Annotated in this window: 25 protein-coding genes, 1 tRNA gene and 1 pseudogene; 7 read left to right on the forward strand and 20 right to left on the reverse strand. The window is 70.1% G+C overall.

The annotated features are described in order from the left end of the window. Positions 1–426 precede the first annotated feature (426 nt). Positions 427–669, forward strand: a complete 243-nt coding sequence (locus tag ABT025_RS03670; protein ID WP_350989438.1) for a hypothetical protein — start codon at positions 427–429, stop codon at positions 667–669. Between the two features lie 83 nt (positions 670–752). Here ABT025_RS03670 and ABT025_RS03675 read toward each other — a convergent pair whose 3' ends face one another. After that, entirely contained in the window at positions 753–2,018 is a 1,266-nt protein-coding gene (locus ABT025_RS03675) for an MFS transporter (RefSeq protein WP_350989440.1), read from the reverse strand. Between the two features lie 97 nt (positions 2,019–2,115). Between ABT025_RS03675 and ABT025_RS03680 the strand changes: the two genes are divergently transcribed. Next, positions 2,116–2,496, forward strand: a complete 381-nt coding sequence (locus ABT025_RS03680; RefSeq protein ID WP_350989442.1) for an ArsR/SmtB family transcription factor — start codon at positions 2,116–2,118, stop codon at positions 2,494–2,496. A gap of 618 nt (positions 2,497–3,114) precedes the next feature. Here ABT025_RS03680 and ABT025_RS03685 read toward each other — a convergent pair. Both ABT025_RS03685 and ABT025_RS03690 read right to left on the reverse strand, forming a co-directional pair. Next, positions 3,115–3,801, reverse strand: coding sequence for a class F sortase (locus ABT025_RS03685; RefSeq protein ID WP_502971885.1), 687 nt, complete (start codon positions 3,799–3,801; stop codon positions 3,115–3,117). A 141-nt stretch (positions 3,802–3,942) separates the two neighbouring features. Further along, positions 3,943–4,596, reverse strand: a complete 654-nt coding sequence (locus ABT025_RS03690) for a hypothetical protein (RefSeq protein WP_350989446.1) — start codon at positions 4,594–4,596, stop codon at positions 3,943–3,945. Positions 4,597–5,052: 456 nt separating this feature from the next. Here ABT025_RS03690 and ABT025_RS03695 point away from each other — a divergent pair, with 456 nt between their 5' ends. Then, positions 5,053–5,760, forward strand: coding sequence for a DUF2470 domain-containing protein (locus ABT025_RS03695; RefSeq protein WP_350989448.1), 708 nt, complete (start codon positions 5,053–5,055; stop codon positions 5,758–5,760). Between the two features lie 263 nt (positions 5,761–6,023). Here ABT025_RS03695 and ABT025_RS03700 read toward each other — a convergent pair whose 3' ends face one another. Then, positions 6,024–6,521, reverse strand: a complete 498-nt coding sequence (locus tag ABT025_RS03700) for a hypothetical protein (protein ID WP_350989450.1) — start codon at positions 6,519–6,521, stop codon at positions 6,024–6,026. 58 nt (positions 6,522–6,579) lie between these two features. Continuing rightward, positions 6,580–7,680 (reverse strand): M20 family metallopeptidase, encoded by a 1,101-nt coding sequence (locus ABT025_RS03705; RefSeq protein WP_350989800.1) that lies wholly within the window; start codon positions 7,678–7,680, stop codon positions 6,580–6,582. 282 nt (positions 7,681–7,962) lie between these two features. On the opposite strand from ABT025_RS03705, the gene ABT025_RS03710 reads away from it, so the two are divergent. After that, the gene (locus ABT025_RS03710) at positions 7,963–8,877 is read left to right on the forward strand and encodes a LysR family transcriptional regulator (RefSeq protein WP_350989452.1); all 915 of its coding nucleotides are present in this window, start codon (positions 7,963–7,965) and stop codon (positions 8,875–8,877) included. A 25-nt stretch (positions 8,878–8,902) separates the two neighbouring features. On the opposite strand, the gene ABT025_RS03715 is transcribed toward ABT025_RS03710, so the two are convergent. Continuing rightward, a complete protein-coding gene (locus ABT025_RS03715) occupies positions 8,903–10,096 on the reverse strand; it encodes an oxidoreductase (RefSeq protein ID WP_350989455.1) in 1,194 nt (397 codons plus the stop codon). A gap of 52 nt (positions 10,097–10,148) precedes the next feature. On the opposite strand from ABT025_RS03715, the gene ABT025_RS03720 reads away from it, so the two are divergent. Then, positions 10,149–10,526 (forward strand): MerR family transcriptional regulator, encoded by a 378-nt coding sequence (locus tag ABT025_RS03720; protein ID WP_350989803.1) that lies wholly within the window; start codon positions 10,149–10,151, stop codon positions 10,524–10,526. Positions 10,527–10,632: 106 nt separating this feature from the next. Here the strand turns inward: ABT025_RS03720 and ABT025_RS03725 are convergent, their stop codons facing one another. Together ABT025_RS03725 and ABT025_RS03730 are read right to left on the reverse strand one after the other, a co-directional pair. Next, on the reverse strand, positions 10,633–10,974 hold the full coding sequence (locus ABT025_RS03725) for a DUF5713 family protein (RefSeq protein ID WP_350989457.1): 342 nt from the start codon (positions 10,972–10,974) through the stop codon (positions 10,633–10,635). Between the two features lie 160 nt (positions 10,975–11,134). Continuing rightward, positions 11,135–11,695: a helix-turn-helix domain-containing protein gene (locus tag ABT025_RS03730; protein WP_350989459.1), complete on the reverse strand. Its 561-nt coding sequence runs from the start codon at positions 11,693–11,695 to the stop codon at positions 11,135–11,137. A gap of 108 nt (positions 11,696–11,803) precedes the next feature. Between ABT025_RS03730 and def the strand changes: the two genes are divergently transcribed. Next, positions 11,804–12,463, forward strand: a complete 660-nt coding sequence (def, locus tag ABT025_RS03735; protein ID WP_350989461.1) for a peptide deformylase — start codon at positions 11,804–11,806, stop codon at positions 12,461–12,463. Positions 12,464–12,507: 44 nt separating this feature from the next. On the opposite strand, the pseudogene ABT025_RS03740 reads toward def, so the two are convergent. The 6 genes and pseudogenes from ABT025_RS03740 to ABT025_RS03765 form a co-directional block, all read right to left on the reverse strand. Further along, positions 12,508–13,029 (reverse strand): annotated as a pseudogene (locus ABT025_RS03740) (MOSC domain-containing protein); the annotation flags it as partial. A gap of 26 nt (positions 13,030–13,055) precedes the next feature. Then, positions 13,056–13,370, reverse strand: a complete 315-nt coding sequence (locus ABT025_RS03745) for an NIPSNAP family protein (RefSeq protein WP_350989463.1) — start codon at positions 13,368–13,370, stop codon at positions 13,056–13,058. A gap of 241 nt (positions 13,371–13,611) precedes the next feature. Further along, positions 13,612–14,211: a hypothetical protein gene (locus ABT025_RS03750; protein WP_350989465.1), complete on the reverse strand. Its 600-nt coding sequence runs from the start codon at positions 14,209–14,211 to the stop codon at positions 13,612–13,614. Positions 14,212–14,378: 167 nt separating this feature from the next. Continuing rightward, on the reverse strand, positions 14,379–14,852 hold the full coding sequence (locus ABT025_RS03755; protein WP_350989467.1) for a carboxymuconolactone decarboxylase family protein: 474 nt from the start codon (positions 14,850–14,852) through the stop codon (positions 14,379–14,381). Between the two features lie 85 nt (positions 14,853–14,937). Then, positions 14,938–15,870, reverse strand: coding sequence for a class A beta-lactamase (gene bla, locus ABT025_RS03760; protein WP_350989469.1), 933 nt, complete (start codon positions 15,868–15,870; stop codon positions 14,938–14,940). A gap of 85 nt (positions 15,871–15,955) precedes the next feature. Beyond that, a tRNA-OTHER gene (locus tag ABT025_RS03765) sits at positions 15,956–16,074 on the reverse strand. 174 nt (positions 16,075–16,248) lie between these two features. On the opposite strand from ABT025_RS03765, the gene ABT025_RS03770 reads away from it, so the two are divergent. Further along, positions 16,249–16,437 carry a DUF6381 family protein gene (locus ABT025_RS03770; protein WP_219566791.1) on the forward strand — a complete coding sequence of 63 codons (189 nt, stop codon included), beginning with the start codon at positions 16,249–16,251 and terminating at the stop codon, positions 16,435–16,437. Between the two features lie 156 nt (positions 16,438–16,593). Here the strand turns inward: ABT025_RS03770 and ABT025_RS03775 are convergent, their stop codons facing one another. The 6 genes from ABT025_RS03775 to ABT025_RS03800 form a co-directional block, all read right to left on the reverse strand. Then, on the reverse strand, positions 16,594–16,992 hold the full coding sequence (locus tag ABT025_RS03775; protein WP_350989471.1) for a DUF6221 family protein: 399 nt from the start codon (positions 16,990–16,992) through the stop codon (positions 16,594–16,596). A gap of 187 nt (positions 16,993–17,179) precedes the next feature. Continuing rightward, positions 17,180–17,626 carry a nitroreductase family deazaflavin-dependent oxidoreductase gene (locus ABT025_RS03780; protein ID WP_350989473.1) on the reverse strand — a complete coding sequence of 149 codons (447 nt, stop codon included), beginning with the start codon at positions 17,624–17,626 and terminating at the stop codon, positions 17,180–17,182. 412 nt (positions 17,627–18,038) lie between these two features. Then, positions 18,039–18,554 (reverse strand): lytic polysaccharide monooxygenase auxiliary activity family 9 protein, encoded by a 516-nt coding sequence (locus ABT025_RS03785; protein WP_350989475.1) that lies wholly within the window; start codon positions 18,552–18,554, stop codon positions 18,039–18,041. A gap of 298 nt (positions 18,555–18,852) precedes the next feature. Continuing rightward, positions 18,853–19,368, reverse strand: coding sequence for a DinB family protein (locus ABT025_RS03790; RefSeq protein WP_350989477.1), 516 nt, complete (start codon positions 19,366–19,368; stop codon positions 18,853–18,855). A 41-nt stretch (positions 19,369–19,409) separates the two neighbouring features. Continuing rightward, positions 19,410–20,192 carry a DUF4389 domain-containing protein gene (locus tag ABT025_RS03795; RefSeq protein ID WP_350989479.1) on the reverse strand — a complete coding sequence of 261 codons (783 nt, stop codon included), beginning with the start codon at positions 20,190–20,192 and terminating at the stop codon, positions 19,410–19,412. Between the two features lie 156 nt (positions 20,193–20,348). Beyond that, the gene (locus tag ABT025_RS03800; protein ID WP_350989481.1) at positions 20,349–21,002 is read right to left on the reverse strand and encodes a VanZ family protein; all 654 of its coding nucleotides are present in this window, start codon (positions 21,000–21,002) and stop codon (positions 20,349–20,351) included. Positions 21,003–21,157: the final 155 nt, after the last annotated feature.

A 21,157-nucleotide genomic window follows, 5' to 3' on the forward strand; every position in this document is an offset into this window, starting at 1 on the left:
GCCGAACCGCCCCCCGCGCGGAGACCGCGGGGCCGCAAGACGGGCCCCCGGGCGGTCGGGCCGCGGCCGGGCTTCCGCCGCAGCCGGCTGCGGCAAGGGTGAACGACGCGATCGCGACGGGGACAAGGACATGCCGACGGAGCATGCGAGCCCTCCGGGCTGTCCTCCCGCTCCGCGGCCGGCGCAATCGCTCGGACGGTGGTGGAGTGGTACGCGAGAGTGAACTCATACCACTCACCTGCTCGATTTTGCGCCGTTCGAACCTGTCCCGTCGCACACCGGCACAACAGACGGAGCAACGGGAACAAGCAGGGCGAGCGGCTGTCTGCAAGGAGTCCCCTTCTGCGGGTAATTCGTCGGCCAGGCGGGTGACTTGAGGCGCCAGGGACTACCGCCCGGGCAGGTCGGCGGCTATCCCTGTCGTTCGTGATCAAGAACCTGATGCGCACCGCCCCGGCAGTCGCGTTGACCGCCCTGTCTCTCGCCCTGGCCGGCCCGGCGCACACCGCGGGCGGCCCGGTCCTGTCGCAGGCGGACCCCTGCGCGTCCGTCACCGCACCCGCCGGGTACGTCTGTGTCCCCGCACCCAAGCAGTGCTTCACCACACCGTGCCCGCAGTACGGCTTCATGCCGCTCCTGTCCGGACCGTGGCCGGACGCACGAGCCTGACGGCCCCCACCTCCCGGCCCTGCCACGCAAGCCGGATGGCACGCCCCGGCAGGAGCGGGCACCGGGCGCCGCCGGGCAGGGACTCAGGCCGGTTCCGCCGTCCTGCCCCGTCCGGCCAGAACCACCAGCCCGCCGATGACCGCGAGGCTCATGAGGACCACTCCGAACACCGTGGCGCCCGCAGGCAGGCCTACCGCGTCACTGAGGTAGCCGGCGGAGACGGGCAGGACACCCGCAAGGGTGTAACCCCCCACGTTGAGCGCGGCGTTGGCCTCCGCGAGGCGCTGAGGAGGCACGCCGGAATTGAGCAACGACAGGCCGCCGAGCTGCCCCATGCCCTGACCGGCCCCGGCGAGCAGCGCCGAAGTGACGAGGACCGGTACCGACGAGGCATGCACCGCGATGATGAGCGTGACCATGCTCATCGCGGTGCCGATCGCACCGGCCGCAAGGATGGTGTGCCGGCTCAGGTGCCGGACGGCGAACTGCACTCCGGTGGCGGCGAGGAACATGGCGAACGCCATGCCGCCGGCGATGATCCGGCTGGTGGTGCCCAGCAGTCCCGAAAGAAGGGAGGGACCGAGCGAGAGCACGAAGGATGTGGCGGTGAGTCCGGGCGCGAACACGGCGACACCCTGGACGAGTTGACGGCCGCAGCCACGCGGCACCGCGGGCACACGCACCCAGGCCCCCTTCTCGGGCGCCGTGGGGCGCCGGACCGGCATGCGCAGCACCACAAGCACCGCGGTGACGAGCAGTGCGGCCTCGACGACGAAGACGGTGACGGTCGGCGCGGGGAGGGTCTCGGAGAGGACCCCGGCCAGGAACGGGCCGAGACCGGCGCCGAAGACCATCGCGCACGAGGCGAGCAGGGCGGCGGTCCGCTTGCGTTCGGGACCGGCCACATCGGTCACCGCGGCCATTCCGGCCGAGACCACGGCACCCACAGCGACACCGCTGAACAGCCGGGCCACCATCAGGGCGACCACACCGGCGGCGGTCGCGAAGATCAGACACGCAACCAGGGCAAGCGCCAGGGCGGGCAGCAGCACCGGTTTGCGGCCGATCCGGTCGGAGACCACACCGGAGACGAGGAGTGAGCCGATGAGTCCGACGATGTAGAAGGCGAACACGACGGTCAGGGTGCCTTTGGAGAAACCGATGTCCCGCTGCCACAACACGTACAACGGGGTTGCGGCGTTCGAGAGAACGAAGACGGCCGTGACCGGCCACGCAGCGAGCCATACCCACCACAACGGAGCGGAACTACGCGCGTCGGACCCCATGGGGACGCCTTGACGCCCCACGCGGCCGACGGCAGGGACTGATGCGGTGCGGGTTCTGGACATGACTGTTCCTCCCGGCATCGTGCAGTACGAATTAAGTCGAACTTAGCATGCAGTACGATTGAAGTCGTACATAGGAATCGAGCCATGAGGAGCGACCGTGCCTCCGACCGCGCGCACCGCACCCGTCGCCGTCAAGGCGTTCCCGGAGCCGCCCGGCCTGCCGGAACGGCTGCCGGAGCCGGCGGTCGAGGACCTTCGTCTGGAGACGGTTCTCGCCGCCCTCAGCGACCCGTTGAGGCTGACGATCGTCCACAAGCTCCTGCTGGAGTCGGAACAGTTCGATCATCCCTGCGGCTGGTTCGGCTTCGACCGGCCCAAGTCCTCTCTCACGCACCACTTCAAGGTGCTGCGGGAGTCGGGAGTCACGCGACAGCGCCAGTACGGGCTCGAGCGCCGAAGCCACGTACGCGTCGACGACCTCAACGCCCGCTTCACGGGCCTCCTCGACCTGGTCACAGCCTGGACCCCCCTGTCGTGACGAAGCGGCCCCATCGGGCCGCTCTCCCATTCGTGGCAGTACTGCGCCCCGAGGGCCGCTCTGGCGTCGGGAACATCGACCGTTGCCTCGTGCCCCTGCCCCTGCCCCTGCCCCTGCCCCTGCGTGCTTCTGCTCCTGTAACTCCTGCAAGAAGCGGACGAGGCGCCTGCGCGGACTCTTCGAGGTCGGCCGCATCGCCGCCACGATCTCGCCCACTCGGCCACATGAGCGAGCAGCATCAAGACACAGCGCCGAACGCTCACCTGCACGTCCGCCCGGCACATTCTCCCGATGTCATGCGGGCGGGATCCCTGCAGAACGCCCTGCAGGCCGAGTCCGACCGCGCGAGCCACGGGCTCACGGGCGAGCTGACGTCCGCGCCCGGTTGGTGCCACTCGGCGGGGACGGTGCAGCCGGGAACCGCTCGGCCGACACCCTCGTGGCACTGGCGGTCCGCAGCTTCGCCTCCCCGACGACGTGCACCAGGGGCCTCCTGGCCCGTGACACGCACGCGGATCAACGGCCGCACCCCGAGGTCTCACGTGGCGGCGCCCCCGACCCGCCGCGTGAACACCCAAAGGCGGACACGCCGTAGCCGCTGAACTCCGGCCGCCCTGCTCAGAGGACGGCCGTCAGGCGCGCGAAGGCCACGACGTTGCCGTCGTAGCCCGCCTTCCGGGAGAAGCCGCCACCACAGGTGAGCACGCGCAGCTCCGGGTCGGAGGTGTTCGCATAGACACGGGCGGCCGGGAACTCGGCCTTGCTGACGACCTCTACGGCGTAGACGGAGAAGACGGCGGTGGTGCCGTCGGTGCGGCGGATCTCGATGCGGCGCCCCTTCTCCAGCGCGCCGAGGCCGTAGAAGACGGCAGGGCCCGTCTTGTTGTCCACATGGCCCACCAGCACGGAGGTACCTGGTTCGCCGGGAGTGACGGAACCGTCGTACCAGGCGGCCAGGTTGTTGTCCGTCAGCGGGGGTGCGTCGATCCAGTCATCCGCGCCCAGGCCCACCTTTCCGACCGGGGCGTCGACGTCGAGAAAGGGGATGGTGATCCGTTCGGGCAGCGAGCGGGTGAGGGGTTCGGGAGGCGGCCCCTTCGGCAAGACGCCGGCACCCGAGGCGCCGGACCGGTCGCCCATGGCCGACGCGGGCTGCGGGGGCCCGTCGTCGCCTCCGACACCCTGCCGGATCAGGGCCAGACCGAGCAGCAGGGCGACGACGAGCGTGCACCAGCCCGGGCCGCGGCGGGCACCGTCCCTGTTGCCTCCGTCCCGGCCATCGGCGGCGGCACGGCGGCCGAACAGCTTCTTACGTTCCCGTTCCGGCGGTTCGGCGGGTTCGATCCACTCGTGCCACACGGCTCTGTGCACGTCTTCTCCGCACTTCGGTCCTGTGATGCCGGAACCGGACCCGCGAAAGGGCCCGGTTCGTCGGCGCTCTCGCGGTCAGGCGTTGCTGCCGGAACGGCGGCGCATCTTGTAGGCGCCGAATCCGAGCGCGCCTGCGACGAGGACGGAGCCCGCGCCGATCTCTCCCGGACTCATGCCGGAGAGGCTGCCACCGGCGCCGGCCCGGACGCCGTTGCCAGGCATCACCGAGCCCGCCTGGTCGCCGTTGCCAGGCATCACCGAGCCCGCCTGGTCGCCGCGGCCAGGCATCACCGAGCCCGCCTGGTCGCCGCGGCCAGGCATCACCGAGCCCGCCTGGTCGCCGTTGCCAGGCATCACCGAGCCCGCCTGGTCGCCGCGGCCCGAGCCCTCGCGAATGGTCAGCGGCGTGGTCCCCTTCTCTCCCTTGCAGTCGAAGGTGACGTCGTACTCGGCACCGGGCTTGGCGTCGTCATCGACGCGCGCGGTGGCCGAACGCCCCTCCTCAAGAGTGACGGTGTCGAACACACCCGAGGTGACGGTCACGGACGGGACCTCGCACCCGGTGGCGTTGAGGGTCACGGTGCCACCGGGAGCCACCGTCGACGGGGAGACGGTGAAGCCGAACGACGTGATGTCGTGGTTCCCGTCGTCGGCGAGGGCCGCCGGAGCAGCGACTCCGAAAGCGGCGGCACCGAGCAGTGCGACAGAAGCAGCACGTATCACGCGCATGATGGTTCTCCGGATTCTCGAGAAGCAGCTGTGGACCTTTTGTCCGCACAAGTGAGCAATACCCCTCGGCTCGGGCGACGCTAGGTGCCCTCCAGGGGGCTCGCCAGTCGGCCGCTGCGGCGCGGCGCTGAATGGAGCAGCACCCCCGTGACGCGCATGGATCAGCGACATACCCCGCGTGGCGGCACGTCGATTCCGTAGCCCCGGCCACCCACCGAGCCCGCGAGCCGCCGAGCCGCCGACGAGAGTGCGCCGCCGGAACGCCTTCGCGTCGACGGGACTTCGAGGCGGCGGACCCGGGATCGCCGCCCGCCGGCGGTTCCGGCGGCCGCCCACCGGCGGCACGTTCCGGCCCATTTCCTCACCCCGCCCCACCACCCCCGCCTCATAGGTTAGGTTAGGCATACCTAAGTAATCGATATCGGATCTCGCCGCCCTCCCCTCAGGAGACCTTGGATGCGCCCTTTCAGCGCCCGTTCCACGCAGCCGACTCCCGCCGAACGCATGCGGTCGATCCTCATCGCAGCCCATTCGATGACGGTGGTGAGTGACGGCCTCGACCCCATCGAGGTCCACCGCCTCGACGGAACAGGCGCCATGGGCCACATCCACCTCCACGAACCGTCCGGGACGGGCCCCGCGCATCCGGCCGTCCCCGTCCCGGTCCGGCTGGAGTTCACGGACATCGCACCCACGCCGGTACGCGACCGGCTGCGCGCCCGCGTCACTATGACCGGACTGCTGGCCGCCCGCTACGACGCGGATGCCACGGACAGCATCTGCATGGAGTTCGGCCAGGCGGTTCTCGACGACGGCGACGGCCGCACATTCGTCACGCTGTCCGCGCTCCTTGCGGCAACTCCCGATCCGGTCACCACACACGAGGCGGACATGCTGACCCACCTCGTGGACAGTCACGCGGAACTCGTACCGCTGCTGCTGCGCCTCGTACGCCCCCGGCCGGACAAGAACCTGCTGCGCGCCCTGCCCGTGGCGCTGGACCGGTACGGCATAACCCTGCGCCTGGAGTACCGGCGCACGCAGCGCGACGTGCGGCTGCCGTTCGCGACGCCCATGACCGAGATGGACCAGGCCGGCCCCCGGATCCACGCCCTGCTGGCAGCCGCCCGCCGCGCCTCCCACCCCAGCGGGCTGTTCGCCTGACGGCGCACGAAGCCTCGCCCCGCCGCGTCCCCGGCGGGCCCGCCGAGACGATTCACCCACGACCCATCGGACACCAGGGCGGTCGCGACCTCGCGTGGACGGTTGCCCTGGAGGACGGGGATCCTGCGGCACCGAGGCGGGCCCGGTCGCGGCACCGCTCCTGCGGACCTCTCGGCTTCGCGCTCCTGGGCCGCCCTGTCGAGCGCGGCGCCGCTGAGCCGACTGCGGCACCTCAAGGGGTGCGCGGGCCGGCCACGCCGGGGTCAGCCACCCGCGCCGTTCGCTGCCGCCCGGCTCAGCAGAGGTTCCACCAGGGCAGGTTGCATGCCCATGGCCAGGAACGCCAGGCGTCCGGCCCCTCGTCTGTCGACTTCGAACCGGTGGAAGGCCATCAGGAGCGACCGCGTGACGATCACGTTGAGCGCCGTCACCTCGCTCCATGCCACGACCCCACGCGGCCGGCCGAACAGGTCCGTGACAACCATGCCGCCCGCGAACAGGTAGCACCTGCGGAGACCCAGCCGCGCGGACACGAGGCCCCACGCGCGGGTGAGCCCCCACACGGCGAGCGCGATCCCGGCGACGACAACACCCTTGGTCAACGCCGCCGTTGGCTGTTTGACGACCAGGAGGACGAGCAGCACCAGGCAGAGCATCATGAGCGCCCGCCGTCCCGTCTGCGCCAGTGCGCCACCCACTCCCGCGACGGCGTAATCGCCGCACGCCTCGCCCAAACCGAACCCGTTCACGCCTGTTCTCATACGAATCGTCCCCCTGAAGAATGTGTCACGGTCAACCGGGCCGGTACGGACGAACACGTCATCGCCTCGTGCGTGCGATGAGTTCGGCGAGCAGCCGGGCCCGGGGAACCATCCGGGTGACATCGGCATACTCTGAGTCCGCGTGCGCGCCGGCACCCACCGCCCCAAGGCCGTCCAGCGTCGGACAGCCCATCGCGGCGGTGTAGTTGGCGTCGGACGCGCCACCGACGGACGCCCCCCTCAGCGGTTCCTGCCCCTGTTCGGCAGCGATCCGGGACGCCAGGGCGAACAGGTCGGCGGAGGACTCCGGGCCCATGGGCGGCCGCTGTCTGCCGCCCCGCACTTCCAGTCGCGCACCGGGGATCCGGGGCGTCATCCCTCGCACCAGGGCGTCGATCGTCTCCTGCGCCGCCGCACTGGGCGCGCGTACGTCGACCGTCAGCCGTGCCAGCGCGGGAACGGTGTTGCGTGCGCTTCCCGCCGACAGGAGGGTGGGCGTGATGGTAGCCGCGCCCAGGGGGCTGCCGTCCACGGCCGCGGCGGCCGAGGCGCCCAGGCCGGCGACGGACAGTACCTGGTGAGCGGCCTCGATGGTGGCGTTGACCCCCTTCTCGGGTTCCTGGCCCGCGTGCGCGGCCCTGCCGTGCACCACGATCTCGTAGCGCGACGTGCCCTTCCGGGCGGTCTTGAGCGCGCCCCCTTCGTCGGCCGACGCCTCCAGCACGAACGCGGCGGCGCACCCGGCGGCGGACTGCTCGATCAGCTGACGGGAGGTCGTGGAGCCCACTTCCTCGTCCCCGTTGACGATCACGCACACCCCTTCCGGCGAGGGGAGGGAGGCCAGCGCGTGGAACATCTGCACCAACCCCGCCTTCATGTCCAGAACCCCGGGCCCGCGCGCCCTGCCGTGCGCCACCGACCAGGGGCGCTTGCGGATCGAGCCCATGGGCCACACCGTGTCGTGATGTCCGACGAGCAGAACCCTCGGAGTGCCGAAGGACCACCTCAGGTGGCTCACTCCCCCGATCACGATCCGGTCCGGCGCGACCCCCAGCAACCGTGCCCCCAGGGCGCCGACCACCCTCGCGCTGCGCGCCACCGCCACCAGGTCGGACGAGAAGGACTCACACCGCACGAGCTCCTCCACATCGGTCAGCATCCTCGGCAGCGAGAGGACCCTCTCCCCCGTCACCGGACCCGCCTCGTCATCGCTTCTCTTGGTGACAACACACGTCCCCCTAAGGTCCCTTGGTCCATGGATGGAGTGGCGGCGCGCTCATCCGTGCCGCAGCACCGCCGTGTGACCGACGTTAGGGCGGAGCCCGGCATACCACCAGCGACTGGATCGCATGGAAACCATGCGCCCGAGGAATGGGAGGGGCGAGAATGCGAGGGGCGAGAGTGGCGGCCGGACCGGCGACAACCAGGAGATGATGAGCGGGTGTTCGAGAACGATGCGCTCCGGCTGCTTGTGGCCGTGGCGGAGTGCGGTTCGTTCACGCAGGCGGCGATCCGGCTCAACTACACCCAGTCCGCGGTGTCCCGTCGGATCGCCACGCTGGAACAGCAGGCGGGCGGCCCCTTGTTCGACCGGCTGCCCAGGGGTGTACGCCTCAACTCGGCCGGCCGCACGCTGCACCGGCACGCCACCGAAGTGCTGGACCGGCTGGCGAGGGCGGAACGCGAACTGGCGGCGCTCCACGCCGGGCAGGGCGGGCTGCTGCACGTCGGCGCGTTCGCCACCGCCAACATCTCTCTGGTACCCGGCGCCCTGCGGTCGCTCCGCGACACCCGGCCCGGGGTCGAGGTCGCGGCGTCCGAGGGGCCGACCGACCTGCTCATGCGGCGGCTCGTGGACGGCGCCCTGGACCTGGCCGTCGTCAGCGACTACCCGTCCGGCCTGCCGCAGGCCGACGGCGTCACCACGACAGTGCTGTGCGAGGACGAGCTGTGCGTCGCGCTCCCCCGGGGACACCGGCTGGCCGAAGCCGGTACGTTCGACCTGCGCGAACTGCGCGACGAGGCCTGGCTCCAGAGCGCTTACGGCGATCGCCCCACGTTGCTCGCGGACGCCTGCGCCCGAGCGGGCTTCACCCCCAGGAAGGTCATTCGCATCGCGGAGTGGACCGGAAAGTTCGGCTACGTCGCCGCGGGGCTGGGGGTGGCGCTCGTCCCCTCGCTGGCCGCCCGGGCCGTCCCCGGCACACTGGTCCTGTGCCGCCTCACCGACCCGGCGCTGCGCCGGACCGTGCACGTCGCGCTGCCCAACTCCCCGCTCCCGGCCGCCCTGGAACTGCGCGAGCTGCTGCGTGCCGCGGCCGGCCCGCGGGGCCTGTCGCCCGGCAGGTGCGGCTGACCGGGCAGTCCCCGCGGCGGCGACATCATCGCCCGGCCCCCGCGGCGGAAGCGCTCGGAACCGATGTGCCGCCGCTCTCCGAGGGCCGGCGGCCGCTGACGGACCCGACGCGTCCGAGCGGGGGATAGTCGTTGTACCCCTCCTCCCCGTGTACGTGCATGAGGAACTCCGGGCGGATCTCGTTGAGCGGTGCGCCCGTGCGCAGTCTCTCCACGAGGTCGGGGTTGGCGAGGAAGCCCCGGCCCAGCGCGATCAGGTCGGCGCCCTCGGCCAGGAGTCGCTCCCCGCGACTCATGCCGCCGTCGGCCGCCGCTTCCTCGCGTGACAGCGCGGGATTGGCGATCAGTGTGCCTGGCCAGGCGCTGCGGATCTCGTGGAAGAGAGGCTGGGCCGGATCGGCCCGGACCAGATGCAGATAGACCGGGGCGATGCGCGCGAGGGCGGGCAGGAGCGCCGCGTAGACGGCCTCGGTATCGCCCTCTTCGACGCTGTTGACATCCGCTCCGGGCGAGATGCGCACACCGACCCGTTCGGGGCCGACGGCCTCCACGACGGCCCGCACCACCTCGACGGTGAAACGGATCCGGTTCGCTGCCGGGCCGCCCCACTCGTCGGTCCGGCGGTTGGTGTTCTCGGCCAGGAACTGGTGCAGCAGATGGCCGTTGGCCGAGTGCACCTCCACACCGGCGAAGCCTGCCTCGACGGCGTTGCGGGCGGCGGCGGCGAAGTCGGCGACGGTGGACCCTATGTCCCGCGAGGACATCTCACGGGGCACGACGCCGTCCTGGAGCCCGCGCGGTGTCGGCAGCGTCTCCGGGAAGCGCACGGCGGACGGTGCGAGCTGGATCCGGCCGCTGGTTTCGGGGTGGCCCACCCGGCCGCCGTGCTGCAACTGGAGGAACATCGGGCTCCTGCCGGACGTCGCGCGCACCGCTTCGGTGACCCGGCGCCATCCGGCGATCTGCGCGGGACTGTGGATGCCGGGGATGTGGGGGTAGGTCTGTCCGTCGGCGTTGGGGGTCGTGGCCTCGGCGATGATCAGACCGGCCGAGGCACGGTGTGCGTAGTGGGTGGCCATCAGCTCGCCCGGGACTCCGTCGGCCCCTGCGCGGTTACGTGTCAGCGGCGCCATGACCAGGCGGTTGGCGAGTCCGAGGTCGCCGAGGCGGGCGGACTCGAAGAGACGGGATGCGGCGGGCACCTGCTGTGTGTGCGTCATGCCGGTACCGTAGAACCTGACATTGATGTGAGATTCAAGTCGCGGGGTGGACATGCGAATCGGTGAACTGGCGGCTCGCACCGGTGTCGGCGAGCGTTCGTTGCGCTACTACGAGGAACAGGGGCTGCTCGCAGCCGACCGGACACCAGGCGGTCACCGCGACTATCCCGAGAGGGCCGTCGACCGGGTCATCCGCATCCAGGAGCTCTACGCGGCCGGTCTCCACAGCTCGAAGATCGCACGGATTCTTCCCTGTATGCGCGACGAGGACGGCGGGCCGTCCCTGCGCGCCACCCCGGCACTGGTCTCCGAGCTCACCACCGAGCGGGACCGCATCGACCGCATGATCACCGACCTGCTCCGTTCCCGCGAGGTTCTGGACGAAGTCATCGACACGGCAGCAGGCCACGCTCCCGCGGAGCCTGCCTAGACCGTTGTGCGGACCGGGCGCGCATCAGCGGCGCACGGCCGCGTGATCCCGGTGCGCCCACGTCTTCTGTTCAGCCCTCCCGGTGCCGGCGGCTCCCGAACGACCCTCACCACTCACGAGCGGCGACGAGCTCTTCCGTATCGGCGTCATCGAACCCATAGGCCTTGGCCACGAACCAGAAGTCCTCGGATATCTCCTCGCGCGCAACGGTCTCGATCTCGCTTCCCGCCGCGTCGAACTCGGCCTCCAGCTCGTTGAACTCGATCGTCGCCACCTCCGTGAGCACGTACAGCGCGGTCAGGTTCGAAGGCCGCTCCGTCTCTATCCGCTCGCACAGGCCCAGGAGGATCCTTCGGCCCTTGTCCACGACGTGGTCCGGGAAGTACCCGTCCTCGTACAGCCCCTGCAGGAACGCGTACGACTTCACCTGCTGGTTCGCGATCGACATGATGAATCCCCACCTCTTCGAAGAGCCGATGGGGCGATTCTCCACCGCGCCACTGACAACGGGTGTCGCACACGGGCCCCGGGACGGCCGGTACAGCATCGCGCGCCCCGTCCACCGGTCTTCACGGTCAGGCGGCCGCGCGCCCGGGCCGACGGGCCGCTCACCGGCCGAGAAGCGGGAACAGCCGGGTGACCGCGGCCACGGCCACCGCGCCGTCGGGTCGCCCGTCCCGGTCGCGGTAGCCGGCCACCAGGCGGCGGATCGACGCGCCGAGTTCGGCCATCTCGTCCGGGGTGAGGTGGACCACGGCGCTGAACGACTCGTCGTGCTGCCACTCGCCCGGCGCCTGCTCCCTGTGGTCCAGCCAGTACTGGTAGCTGGCGTCCTCCGGTCCGGGTGACCGCTCCGCGTACTCTTCAGGCGCATCCGTGACCAGCCCGTCCGGCCCTTCGGCGGTCGTCCAGCGAAGCCGCCACGGCCGCGCCCGGCCACCGCTGTGGGGCACTTCCTCGATGAGGCCGTGCCGGGCGAGCTGGCGCAGGTGGAAGGAGCACAGACCGGAGCTGTGACCGAGGCGGGCGGCGGCCTGGGTGGACGTGACCGTGCCGGTCTCGGCAAGCAGGTCCAGGAGGGCAACGCGTACGGGGTGATTGGGGAGTTGCCGGCGGGCGCGATGGAGCAGGGGGTCCACGCAGGGAAGTTGGCGGTTCTCGTCGCTCATTTTGCAAAGGGTGCTACTTTGCAAAGCATTCGGTCAAGCTGCTGCGCGGACCGGCCGCGGCCCACGGCTTCGGCCGTCCGAGGCATGTGCGGAAGGCGTTGATGCTCCATGACGGTTCGGTTCGACAACACTGGGCAGGACCGCCGGGTGCGCGTGCTGGGAGAGCCGGTGGACTCCTATCCACGGTTCGCGCCGGAGGCCGAGCGGGGTTCGGTGCGCCGCATCACCGTCGTCGGCGAGGAGATCCTTCGGCGCCGCTGCCAGGAGGTCACCCGGTTCGGCACGCCGGAGCTGTCGCGGCTGATCGACGACATGTTCGCCACGAACCAGGTGGCGGAAGGCGCGGGACTTGCGGCCAACCAGGTCGACGTCGATCTCCAGTTGTTCGTGTGGGACATCACGGACGAATGGGGAGTCCGTCATGTCGGGCACGTCGCCAACCCGGTCCTGGTGGAGGTTCCGGCCGGAGAGCGCCGTCTGGTCGAGGAATCGGAAGGGTGTCTGTCCGTTCCGGGTCCCTACCGGATGGTGCCCCGCCTCGACCGTGCCGTCGTCCGAGGCCAGGACAGGAACGGTGCACCGCTGGTGATCGAGGGCCGCGGGTACTTCGCGCGATGTCTTCAGCACGAGACCGACCACCTTCGCGGTCAGCTGTATCTGGACCGGCTGGCACAGCGGGAGCGAAAGACGGCCCTGCGGGAGATGGCTGCGTCCAAGGACGAGACGTTCGCCCGGCGGGCCGCCCTCGCCGAGAAGCTGGGCAAGTAGCGCCGTCCTTGCGGGGCCGTCCGAACGAGCCCTGGACGCGCTTGGACGCGCTCCAGCGGCCGGTGCTGGCCTGCGGGCAGATCCACGCCGATCGGGTCACCGGCTCGCACCCGGCCGCCCTGCCGGACCACGCCCATGATCCCGGACTTGAAAGCGAAGTCCCCGGTCGCGAGGTCGATCTCGAACATCTCGTTCAGGAGGCCCGGTCGAAACGTGTTGATCTTCGAGCACGGGTTGCGCAGCCCTGTGACTTCCACGATCGCTCGCTCACCCAGGTTCAGCAGCGCGCCTGCGGGCAGACCGAGCAGGTCGATCCCGCGGGTGGAGATGTTCTCGCCGAGCTCGCCCGGGGCAACCGCGTAACCTTTTCCGGCAAGTTCGTCGAAGAGCTCCTCGTGCATGAGATGCACCTGGCGCAGGTTGGGCAGCTCCGGTTCGTACGTCATGCGGAACTGGTGCCTGATGGTCTTCCCCGCATGGACGTCGTCCTCCACGCCGAGACCGGCGAGCAGGGTGATTCCCGCCCGGTTCGGCTTGCTGAACGCGTACGTCGCGTTGCTGCTCACAGCGGTCACGCGCGCAGTCGTGGTGCTCACTTCTCCCCCGCGTCGAGGGGGCGCAGGAAGCGGCGTTCGTACCGTCGGATGCATCGCGTGCGGCGCGCCAGCTCGAATGCCGCCTGGCACTCGGGGTCGGTGGTGCTGTCGGCGCGGTAGCGCTCGTACTCCGCGAAGCCGGGGAACGAGAAGAGCGCGTAGGCGATGTCGCTGTCACCCTCACTGGGCAGGAAGTAGCCGTGGTGGGTGCCGCCGAACCGGTTGACGAGTGCGACCCATCGACGGCCGTACTCCTCGAAGTCCTCGATGCGGTCGGGGTCGATCTCGTACTTCAGATGAATGGTGATCACCGACGACATGATGCCTCAGCGGACGTGCGTCCCGGACGGGTGCATCCTGCGCAGCCCCGTGCTGCGGTCCGGCCGTGGGCCGGGTCATGGGTCGGACCATGGGCAATCGCACCGCCGCCCGACACGCCTGCTGCTGGCGCGGCCGCCTGAACACGGAGGAGTGCACGTCCCCGCTCCTCGGGTACGTGCGCTCCTCCGTGCTCGGATCCCAGGAGCGGGCCACGGTGGGCCCGGCCGGCCGTCAGCTCTTGACCGGCCACTCCAGAGGCGCGGCGGAGAAGCCCTGGCTCAGCTGGACGGCGGCGGCCTTCTGGCCCTCGGGGATCAGGAACGCCTTGCAGATCTTCTCCGACTGCCCCGCGCTCAGCTTCTTGACCGAGTCGGGCGCCGGGCAGTTCGGCCATTCGGCCTCGCCCATCATGACGATGAGGGCCCTCGTGCGCTGGCCCTTGTCCGTCTCCACGACCAGGTCGTCGTCCATGTCACCGACTTCCATGGCCTTGCCGCTCCTGTGCGTGACGGTCGCCCACACATACACCGGGACCCTGGGGCTCTTGTCCTTGTCGATGTCCAGGCCGGACTTGTCCATGTCGGCCTTCGTCCCCGTCTCCACCTTCGTGGGGGTGACCGTGTACGTACTGTCCTTCGAGTCCTGCATGGTGCTCTTCTGCGGCGGGCTGGCCTCACCCAGGCTGTAGGCCTTCTCGTTGTCCGACGCCTCGGAGCCGGACCTGGACCCCTTCCTGCCCTTGGCCGAATCCGTGCCGTTGCAGCCGCTCAGCACCACGGCCAGCGCCAGGACGCCCATCGCAGCAGATACCGCTCGAGTCCACGTACGCATAGCTTCCTCGTTCCCCGTTCAACATGCTCGTGCGCCCGGCCCGCGGCATACAACTCCGCGGGCCGGGACGTCGGTTCAGGCGCACGATCCTGCCAGAGGGGGCGGCCCCGGGCGCACCGGGGTCCGTGGCCGGCCGTTTCGGGCCGGGCACTCGTTGTCGACCGGAGCTACCCGAACTGGCCGGGCTGATAGTCACCGGCGGGCTGCCGGACGATGACGTTCACTCGGTTGTAGGTATTGATGAGGGCGATGAGGACCACCAGCGCGGCCAGTTGGTCCTCGTCGTGGTGCCGGGCGGCGTTCGCCCAGGCCTCGTCCGAGACGCCTCCGGCCGCGTCCGCGATGCGGGTGCCCTGCTCAACCAGTTCGAGCGCGGCGCGCTCGGCATCGGTGAACACCGTCGCCTCCCGCCAGGCCGCGACCATGTTGAGGCGGATCGCGGTCTCCCCGGCGTGCGTCGCGTCCTTGGTGTGCATGTCGGTGCAGAAGCCGCAGCCGTTGATCTGGCTTGCGCGGATCTTCACCAGTTCCTGGGTGGCGGCCGGCAGCGTCGAGTCCGAGACCACCTTGCCTGCCGAGTTGATGTACCGCAGGAACTTGCCCCCGACCGCGTTGCCGAAGAGGTTCAAACGAGCATCCATGGTGCGCTCCTGTGCCGTCGTCGATGAGTACAGCTCTCTGCCGGAGCAGATCGGCATGACGTGACAGAAACTGAAATGCGGATGTCTACGACATCGCGTCGGCCACGATCGATGCCGCCTCGGCGATCAGAGCGTCATCGTACGAGGCGTCCTCCTCCGGACGGTTCGACATGATCGCCACCACGATCGGGGCCGCGTGGGGCGGCCACAGCACGGCGATGTCGTTGCGGGTGCCGTACGTGCCACCGGCCCCGGACTTGTCCCCGACCAGCCAGTTCTCGGGCACCCCCGCCCTGATGAGGCCCGTTCCGGTGGTGCTGTTCCTCAGCCACTGTGTGAGCAGGGCGCGCTCGCTCTTGGTGAGGGCGTCACCGAGGACGTAGGCACGAAGCCCGGCGGCGAGGGCCCGCGGTGTACTGGTGTCACGCGTCTCCCCCGGCGTCCAGTCGTTCAGGTCCGGCTCCTTGCGGTCCGTCCGGGTCTCGTCGTCGCCCAGCTCGCGGAGCTCGGCCTCAAGGCCCTCGGGCCCGCCGAGCCGGTCGATCAGCAGGTTGGCGGCGGTGTTGTCGCTGAAGCGGATGGCTGCCTGGCACAGCTCGTTCAGACTCATGCCCGAACCGAGGCGCTGTTCGGTCCTCGGTGAGTGGCTCACCAGGTCCTCGCGGGAGAAGCGGATCGTCTCCTCTCTCTCCTTCGGTGTGTACGTGCGCAGCACCGCACCGACAGCCAGCGCCTTGAAGGACGAGGCGTGGGCGAAGCGCTCCCTGTCCTTGTACGTGATCTCGCGTCCCGTTCCGGTGTCGACAGCATGGACACCGACCCTGGCGTCGAACCTGCGCTCGAGCTTCCGCCACCGGTCCGCCGACGGCGTCGGTCCGGTGCCGGGGGACACGGCCCGGGACGGCGTTGCCTCCGCCGGACGGGACGGTGCGGCGGCGTCACCGCAGGCAGCCAGCGGAGCGACGGACGACAAGGCGAACAGAGCCGCGACGAAGCGCCGCGCACGTACGTACTGCATGGGTCTGCTCTCCCTCTTCTCCCGGCCGTGTCCGCTTCCGGCCGGCCCGGTGCGGGTGCGGGTTGCGGGTGCGGTGGGGCGGTTGCGAGGCCGACGGGATTCGAACCCGCGGACAGGCAGGGGCAGGTCCGCCCGCACCCCGTCAGTCGTCGTGAGGGGGACCTCCCCCACGACGATCGCAATGGGCCGCTCTGCCACGGCCTCGCAACCTACGGGACCGCGCGGTCCCGACCCGCAGAGCATAGGCAACCACTGGACAGGGGCACGACCGGCTCGCGCACCGTGTTCCGTAGCGGCGGGTGACCGTTCGAGATGCAGGTGTGGGTACGCGCTGATTCGCTGGTGTGGTCGGCTCTCCCTCGAGACCCAGGAGCGATCATGAGTGTTGCGGATGAAACCGGCGGCCGTGCCGAGCGTATTCGTGCCAAGGCACAGGAAATGAAGGAGGCAGCCGAGCGTGTCTCCGATCCGCAGGAGCGCCGGCGTCTCGAGGACAAGGCGCGCCGGCTCCAGGAGCGGAGCGATCAGGTGTCCACCAAGGGTGAAGGCGGCACGAACCCGCTCTGAGCGACCGCGGTGCCCACCGGACGGTGGCCCCTCGTCGTGGCGACGAGGGGCAGCCGACCCGCCTCTGCGCGTGGCCCTTCCCTGCGCGTGGCCGGGTCCGCGAGTGCCCGGCCGCCTCTCCGCTTCGCGAGGGGCGAAGTCCCCGGACCGGTGGGCCTACCGCGTGAACCTGGGCAGCCACTTCACCTGGTAGCCGGGGTGACCCGCGTGTTCCGCGGCCATCTGCCGGACCACGAACCCCAGGCCGAAAGCCCGTCCCGAGGGAAAGTCCCGCTCGGGGCGGTCGACGTCCAGGGAGGCGACCTCCGCGTACTCGTCCAGGAGTACCCGGCTGGTCTCGATACGCTGCAGGGTTCGCGCGGGATCCTGCAGAGCGATGTGGTGGTCGTAGCCGTGCGTCCTCAGGGTGAAGGCGATGGCCCCGGTCCGGTCGTGGATCTCGCCGGGTACCTCGGCCGGGCACCGCCACCCCTCGCCGCCGGCCGCGCGTGCGACGTCTTCTTCCTCGTCGAGGCGCGCCCGCACGAACGCGACCAGCTCGGAGTTGTCTGTCATCTGGTTGTGCATCCTTCCGCTCGGCCCCACCCTCAGGAGCCGTGCTGGAGAGTATCCCGTCGTGCTGTCCGCACTCGTACGCAACGGCCGGCCCGCAGACGTGATGTCCGTCCGGCTCCGCGCAGCCGGACGGACCGGCCGCACCCGTACCGGGGCGAGCCAGGCCCGTCCGTACGTTCCGTGTCGCTCAGTGGCCGCCGTCCACGGGCTCCAGGACGAGGACCGGGATCTGCCGGTCGGTCTTCTCCTGGTAGTCGGCGTAGTCGGGATACGCCTCGACGGCGCGCTCCCACCAGAGCGCCTTCTCGTCCCCGGTCACCTCACGGGCGATCATGTCCTGACGCACCGGGCCGTCCTGCAGTTCGGCACGTGGGTCGGCGGTGAGGTTGTGGTACCAGACCGGATGCTTCGGCGCCCCGCCCAGTGAGGCGACCACCGCGTACGAGCCGTTGTGCTCGACCCGCATCAGGGGCGTCTTGCGGATCTTCCCGCTCCTGGCCCCCAGCGTCGTCAGGACGATCACCGGCATGTCCCGCATGGTCGTCCCCTCCGTCCCGCCCGAACTCTCGTACTGCTCGACCTGTTCACGCACCCAAGGGGTGGGGCTCGGCTCGTACTCGCCCTGAAGCGGCATGGCAGCTGTCCCGTCGTCGACGTCCGTCCGCGGCATCGAGTCGGCCGCGGACCCTCATCATGGCTTCAACAACACCGGCCACCGAAAAATCCCGGTCCCGCCGACGTGTCGGCCTCTTCGAGGGCCCGCGCGGGTCATTCGGCGTCGGTGTGACCCATGGCCCGGTTCAACCCGACGGCGATGTCGTTCACCGAGTGGCGAGAGGTGCGGATCCTGCGCACGTCGCGCTCCGGTCGGGTTCCGGTCGGATTCCGGCCCCACCCACAGGTCGGCGACGGCGTCGCCATCCGTCCGCCCCGCGCGTCAAGTCGCGGGCCGTGGACCGGCGACGCCGCCGGAGCCCCCACCCTGCGCGGGGTGGGGGCTCCTGTTCCGCCGGTGTGCGTGTGAGAACGGCGGGTCGTGCGGGCGGTCAGCTGACGTCGACGTCGATGCACGCGTAGAAGGCATTGGACGTGTCGGCGATGTTCCACACCGCGAGGACCTTCTGCTTTCCGGTGTGGCTGCCGAAGTCCACCTGGTGGGTGACGGTGGCGCCGGGCTGGGCGCCGTTGTCGTTGAATTCGGCGATCTTCTGGCCACCGGCGAAGTACTGCCAGGTGCTGGTGGAATGGCGGGCGGTCAGCACCCACTGGAAGGAGGTGCTCCGGCTCACCGGAGTGACCTTCCAGCCCTTGGAGTCGTCGTCGAGTTCGGCGAACCTGCTGTTGCCGCCGCTGCAACTGGTCAGACCCTTGGGGCCCTCCACGCTCTGGGGCTCGTACTTCATGTCGCCGCAGCTGACCGTTCCGGCGGCGCACTGGGCCTGCCTGCTGGGGGGTGACGAGATGTAGCCGTGGGCACTGGCGGAGCTCACCGGGAGGCTCAGGGCGAGCACCGGTGCGAGTAGGGCACCGATGACCGCGGCAGTCTTCCTTTTCGCGTGCATGCTTCTCCTTCACATGAGGCATCGCTGCACGCGGGCGGACGGTGGGGAGCCCGGAAGCGGCAGTCCAGCCTCTCAGGTGTGGGGCCAAGAGGCGCGAAGGGCACGGCAGGATTGCCTGGCCGGATACGCCCCGGGAACGGGGCGTCCGACGCCGACCCTGCACTTGGACTAGACCATACCCATCGAGGCTGACCGTCAAGTGCACGGCGCCGAAAGAGTGTTCGGCACGCGAAGTGGCTGGATCGGTGCGGCTGCGGGCACGCGGACGGCGGCTCCGCGGCCGTACGTTCTCGGCCCCTCAGTCCCCGGTGACTCCGTCCAGCCGCTCACGCACCAGATCGGCGTGGCCGATGTGGCGCGCGTATTCACCGATCATGTGGACGTGCACGAGGCGCAGCGAGAAGACCTCGCCGTTGTGGACGACCGTGTCGTCGAACGACGCACCGGCGACGATCTCGTCCGCCAGGCGGCACTCCTCGACCAGCCGGGCGTAGTCCTCGGCGGCCAGGGCAGGATCGAGGTCCTCGAAGTCCGCGTCCTTGCCCTTCCGCGGGTCGTACATCGGCGCGAGGTCCTGACCGGCGAACCGCTGCCGGAACCAGATGCGTTCGACCTCGGCCATGTGGCGGACGAGTCCGAGGAGCGAGAGGTTCGACGGCGGCGTGGTCCGCTCGGCAAGTTGTTCGCCCGTCAGGCCGGCGCACTTCTGGAGAAGAGTGCCGCGGAACCACGCCAGGTATCCGGTGAGCATCTCCCGCTCCCCGGCGAAGAGTGAGCCCTCGGTACGTATGGCTTCAGGCGCTGTCCATGTCATCGGGCGATCATGCCGGTCGGCCGGTGGTTCGCACGAGTCCCTTACGCCTGCATGTGGTAGTCGACGTCGTCCGACGACGAGCGGGTCACGGACGTGGTGATGCTGCCGATGAGCCCGATGACCAGGAAGAGGACCAGCAGCGCCTTGCCGGCGGTGCTCATGACCAGGGGCCTGGTCGCGGAACGTCCCTGCTGTTGCGGTACGGAGAGTGCGTCCTCGCCGAAGAACCCCTTGGGATAGGCGGGGCTGAGCATCGTCACGTAGGCGGACACGCGCATCTCGTAGCGGAGGGTCGCCGCCGTGGCTTCGAAGAGGGGGCGGGGCATGCGCCCGAGGATGAGCGTGATGAGCCACCACACGAACGACAGGGCGTACCAGCCGTACGTGGCCAGGCTCTGCAGGATGGCCGCGGGGATCACCAGGATCAGGCGGAAGAAGACGGCCAGCCGGTTGAGCCGCGTTGGACGGACGTCGATCCGGACCGGATGGTCCGGCGGCTGGGTCAGGGTGAACGGCGGATAGCTGTCGACGAGGAGCATGCCGCTTGCGGCGACCCTCGTGCGGTAGGCGAGGGTCGCCGCGAGGAACTGGAAGACGGGTTCGGGCAGCCTGCCCAGAACCAGGGCGGCGAACCAGCCGAACACGACGGTGAAGAAGGCCGCGATCTCCAGGAAGAACAGCACGATGAAGTGCGGGATCAGCAGCAGGAGACGGACCAGGACGGTGAGCCTGCGCTGGCGGGCCGGTTCGATGATGTCCAGAACCGGCAGGAACTCCTCCGCGTCCCCTGCCCGGCGCCCCGGACTCCACTGCGCGTCGGCCATGTCGTTCCCCTTCGGCGGGTGATCCGTACGGCCGCGGCACAATGCGGCGTCACCCCACGCTGGGACCACCCGGACGAACCTGCAATCGGCCACGGGCCGATCGAGTGCCCGGCCGGAGCCCGGCCGGCTGTCGCGCCGTCGGGCCCCGGTTCCGGGTCATTCCTTGCGGGCGCGACCTCGGGTGAGGCCCGTCCGTACTCCCTGTCGCACCCGCGTCCAGGACGTGGCCACCCGTCCGGTTCGCTTCCCGGTCCGGGGCCGGGCGGGCCGGGGCCTCCGGGTCCGGGCCGGGGTGGCCTCGCGCCCTGGTCCGTCCGCGAGCACGTGGTACCGGTGGCTCAGCCGCCGCCCCAGCAACAGATAGCCGAGCAACGCACCCGTCGTGTTGAGAATGACGTCGTCGATGTCGAAGGCCCGCCCCGCGACCAGGGCTCCCTGCACCAGTTCGACCACGACGATGACCAGCACGGTCAGCAGGACCATGCGGATCATGCGCAGCCGTCGCGGCACGAGGACGGGCAGCAGAATTCCGAACGGCATGCCCAGCACGAGGTTGCCGCCGGCCTGTTTGCAGGCGGCAAGGAAGGTGTAGTCCTCCGCGTACTGCCGGAGTGAGCGTCCCGGACGGAGATTGGACGTCACGAGATCCTCCGAGGCCGGCGACGGTGTGAGCGTCACCTTCGCCAGGACGACGGAGAATCCGACCATGGCCACGAAGGCCGTCACCAGGATGGTGATCTGGAGCAGAACATGACCCCATGCCCTGTGCCGCGTCACGTCGCGCTCGTCTCTTCCCGCCTCTGCGTTCATGGGCGACAGGTGCCCCCGACCGGCCGCACCACACCTGGTCCTGCCGCTCCGGGCACGCGCACCGGCGCATGCGATACGGGTGGGCGCGGGCCAGACTGGTCTGAGCCGCCGGGCACGCGAACGGCCCGGCGGGCACGGCTGGACGAGACGATGCG

It is taken from the genome of Streptomyces sp. NPDC002809, assembly GCF_040295435.1.
Lineage (GTDB): Bacteria > Actinomycetota > Actinomycetes > Streptomycetales > Streptomycetaceae > Streptomyces.

Bases quoted from the DNA above. Each gene is read 5' to 3' on its own strand.
- ABT025_RS03675 (WP_350989440.1), bottom strand. From the start codon at position 2,018: ATGTCCAGAACCCGCACCGCATCAGTCCCTGCCGTCGGCCGCGTGGGG.
- ABT025_RS03690 (WP_350989446.1), bottom strand. From the start codon at position 4,596: ATGCGCGTGATACGTGCTGCTTCTGTCGCACTGCTCGGTGCCGCCGCT.
- ABT025_RS03695 (WP_350989448.1), top strand. From the start codon at position 5,053: ATGCGCCCTTTCAGCGCCCGTTCCACGCAGCCGACTCCCGCCGAACGC.
- ABT025_RS03700 (WP_350989450.1), bottom strand. From the start codon at position 6,521: ATGAGAACAGGCGTGAACGGGTTCGGTTTGGGCGAGGCGTGCGGCGAT.
- ABT025_RS03705 (WP_350989800.1), bottom strand. From the start codon at position 7,680: ATGCTGACCGATGTGGAGGAGCTCGTGCGGTGTGAGTCCTTCTCGTCC.
- ABT025_RS03715 (WP_350989455.1), bottom strand. From the start codon at position 10,096: ATGACGCACACACAGCAGGTGCCCGCCGCATCCCGTCTCTTCGAGTCC.
- ABT025_RS03720 (WP_350989803.1), top strand. From the start codon at position 10,149: ATGCGAATCGGTGAACTGGCGGCTCGCACCGGTGTCGGCGAGCGTTCG.
- ABT025_RS03725 (WP_350989457.1), bottom strand. From the start codon at position 10,974: ATGTCGATCGCGAACCAGCAGGTGAAGTCGTACGCGTTCCTGCAGGGG.
- ABT025_RS03730 (WP_350989459.1), bottom strand. From the start codon at position 11,695: ATGAGCGACGAGAACCGCCAACTTCCCTGCGTGGACCCCCTGCTCCAT.
- def (WP_350989461.1), top strand. From the start codon at position 11,804: ATGACGGTTCGGTTCGACAACACTGGGCAGGACCGCCGGGTGCGCGTG.
- ABT025_RS03750 (WP_350989465.1), bottom strand. From the start codon at position 14,211: ATGCGTACGTGGACTCGAGCGGTATCTGCTGCGATGGGCGTCCTGGCG.
- ABT025_RS03755 (WP_350989467.1), bottom strand. From the start codon at position 14,852: ATGGATGCTCGTTTGAACCTCTTCGGCAACGCGGTCGGGGGCAAGTTC.
- bla (WP_350989469.1), bottom strand. From the start codon at position 15,870: ATGCAGTACGTACGTGCGCGGCGCTTCGTCGCGGCTCTGTTCGCCTTG.
- ABT025_RS03770 (WP_219566791.1), top strand. From the start codon at position 16,249: ATGAGTGTTGCGGATGAAACCGGCGGCCGTGCCGAGCGTATTCGTGCC.
- ABT025_RS03775 (WP_350989471.1), bottom strand. From the start codon at position 16,992: ATGACAGACAACTCCGAGCTGGTCGCGTTCGTGCGGGCGCGCCTCGAC.
- ABT025_RS03780 (WP_350989473.1), bottom strand. From the start codon at position 17,626: ATGCCGCTTCAGGGCGAGTACGAGCCGAGCCCCACCCCTTGGGTGCGT.
- ABT025_RS03785 (WP_350989475.1), bottom strand. From the start codon at position 18,554: ATGCACGCGAAAAGGAAGACTGCCGCGGTCATCGGTGCCCTACTCGCA.
- ABT025_RS03790 (WP_350989477.1), bottom strand. From the start codon at position 19,368: ATGACATGGACAGCGCCTGAAGCCATACGTACCGAGGGCTCACTCTTC.
- ABT025_RS03795 (WP_350989479.1), bottom strand. From the start codon at position 20,192: ATGGCCGACGCGCAGTGGAGTCCGGGGCGCCGGGCAGGGGACGCGGAG.
- ABT025_RS03800 (WP_350989481.1), bottom strand. From the start codon at position 21,002: ATGAACGCAGAGGCGGGAAGAGACGAGCGCGACGTGACGCGGCACAGG.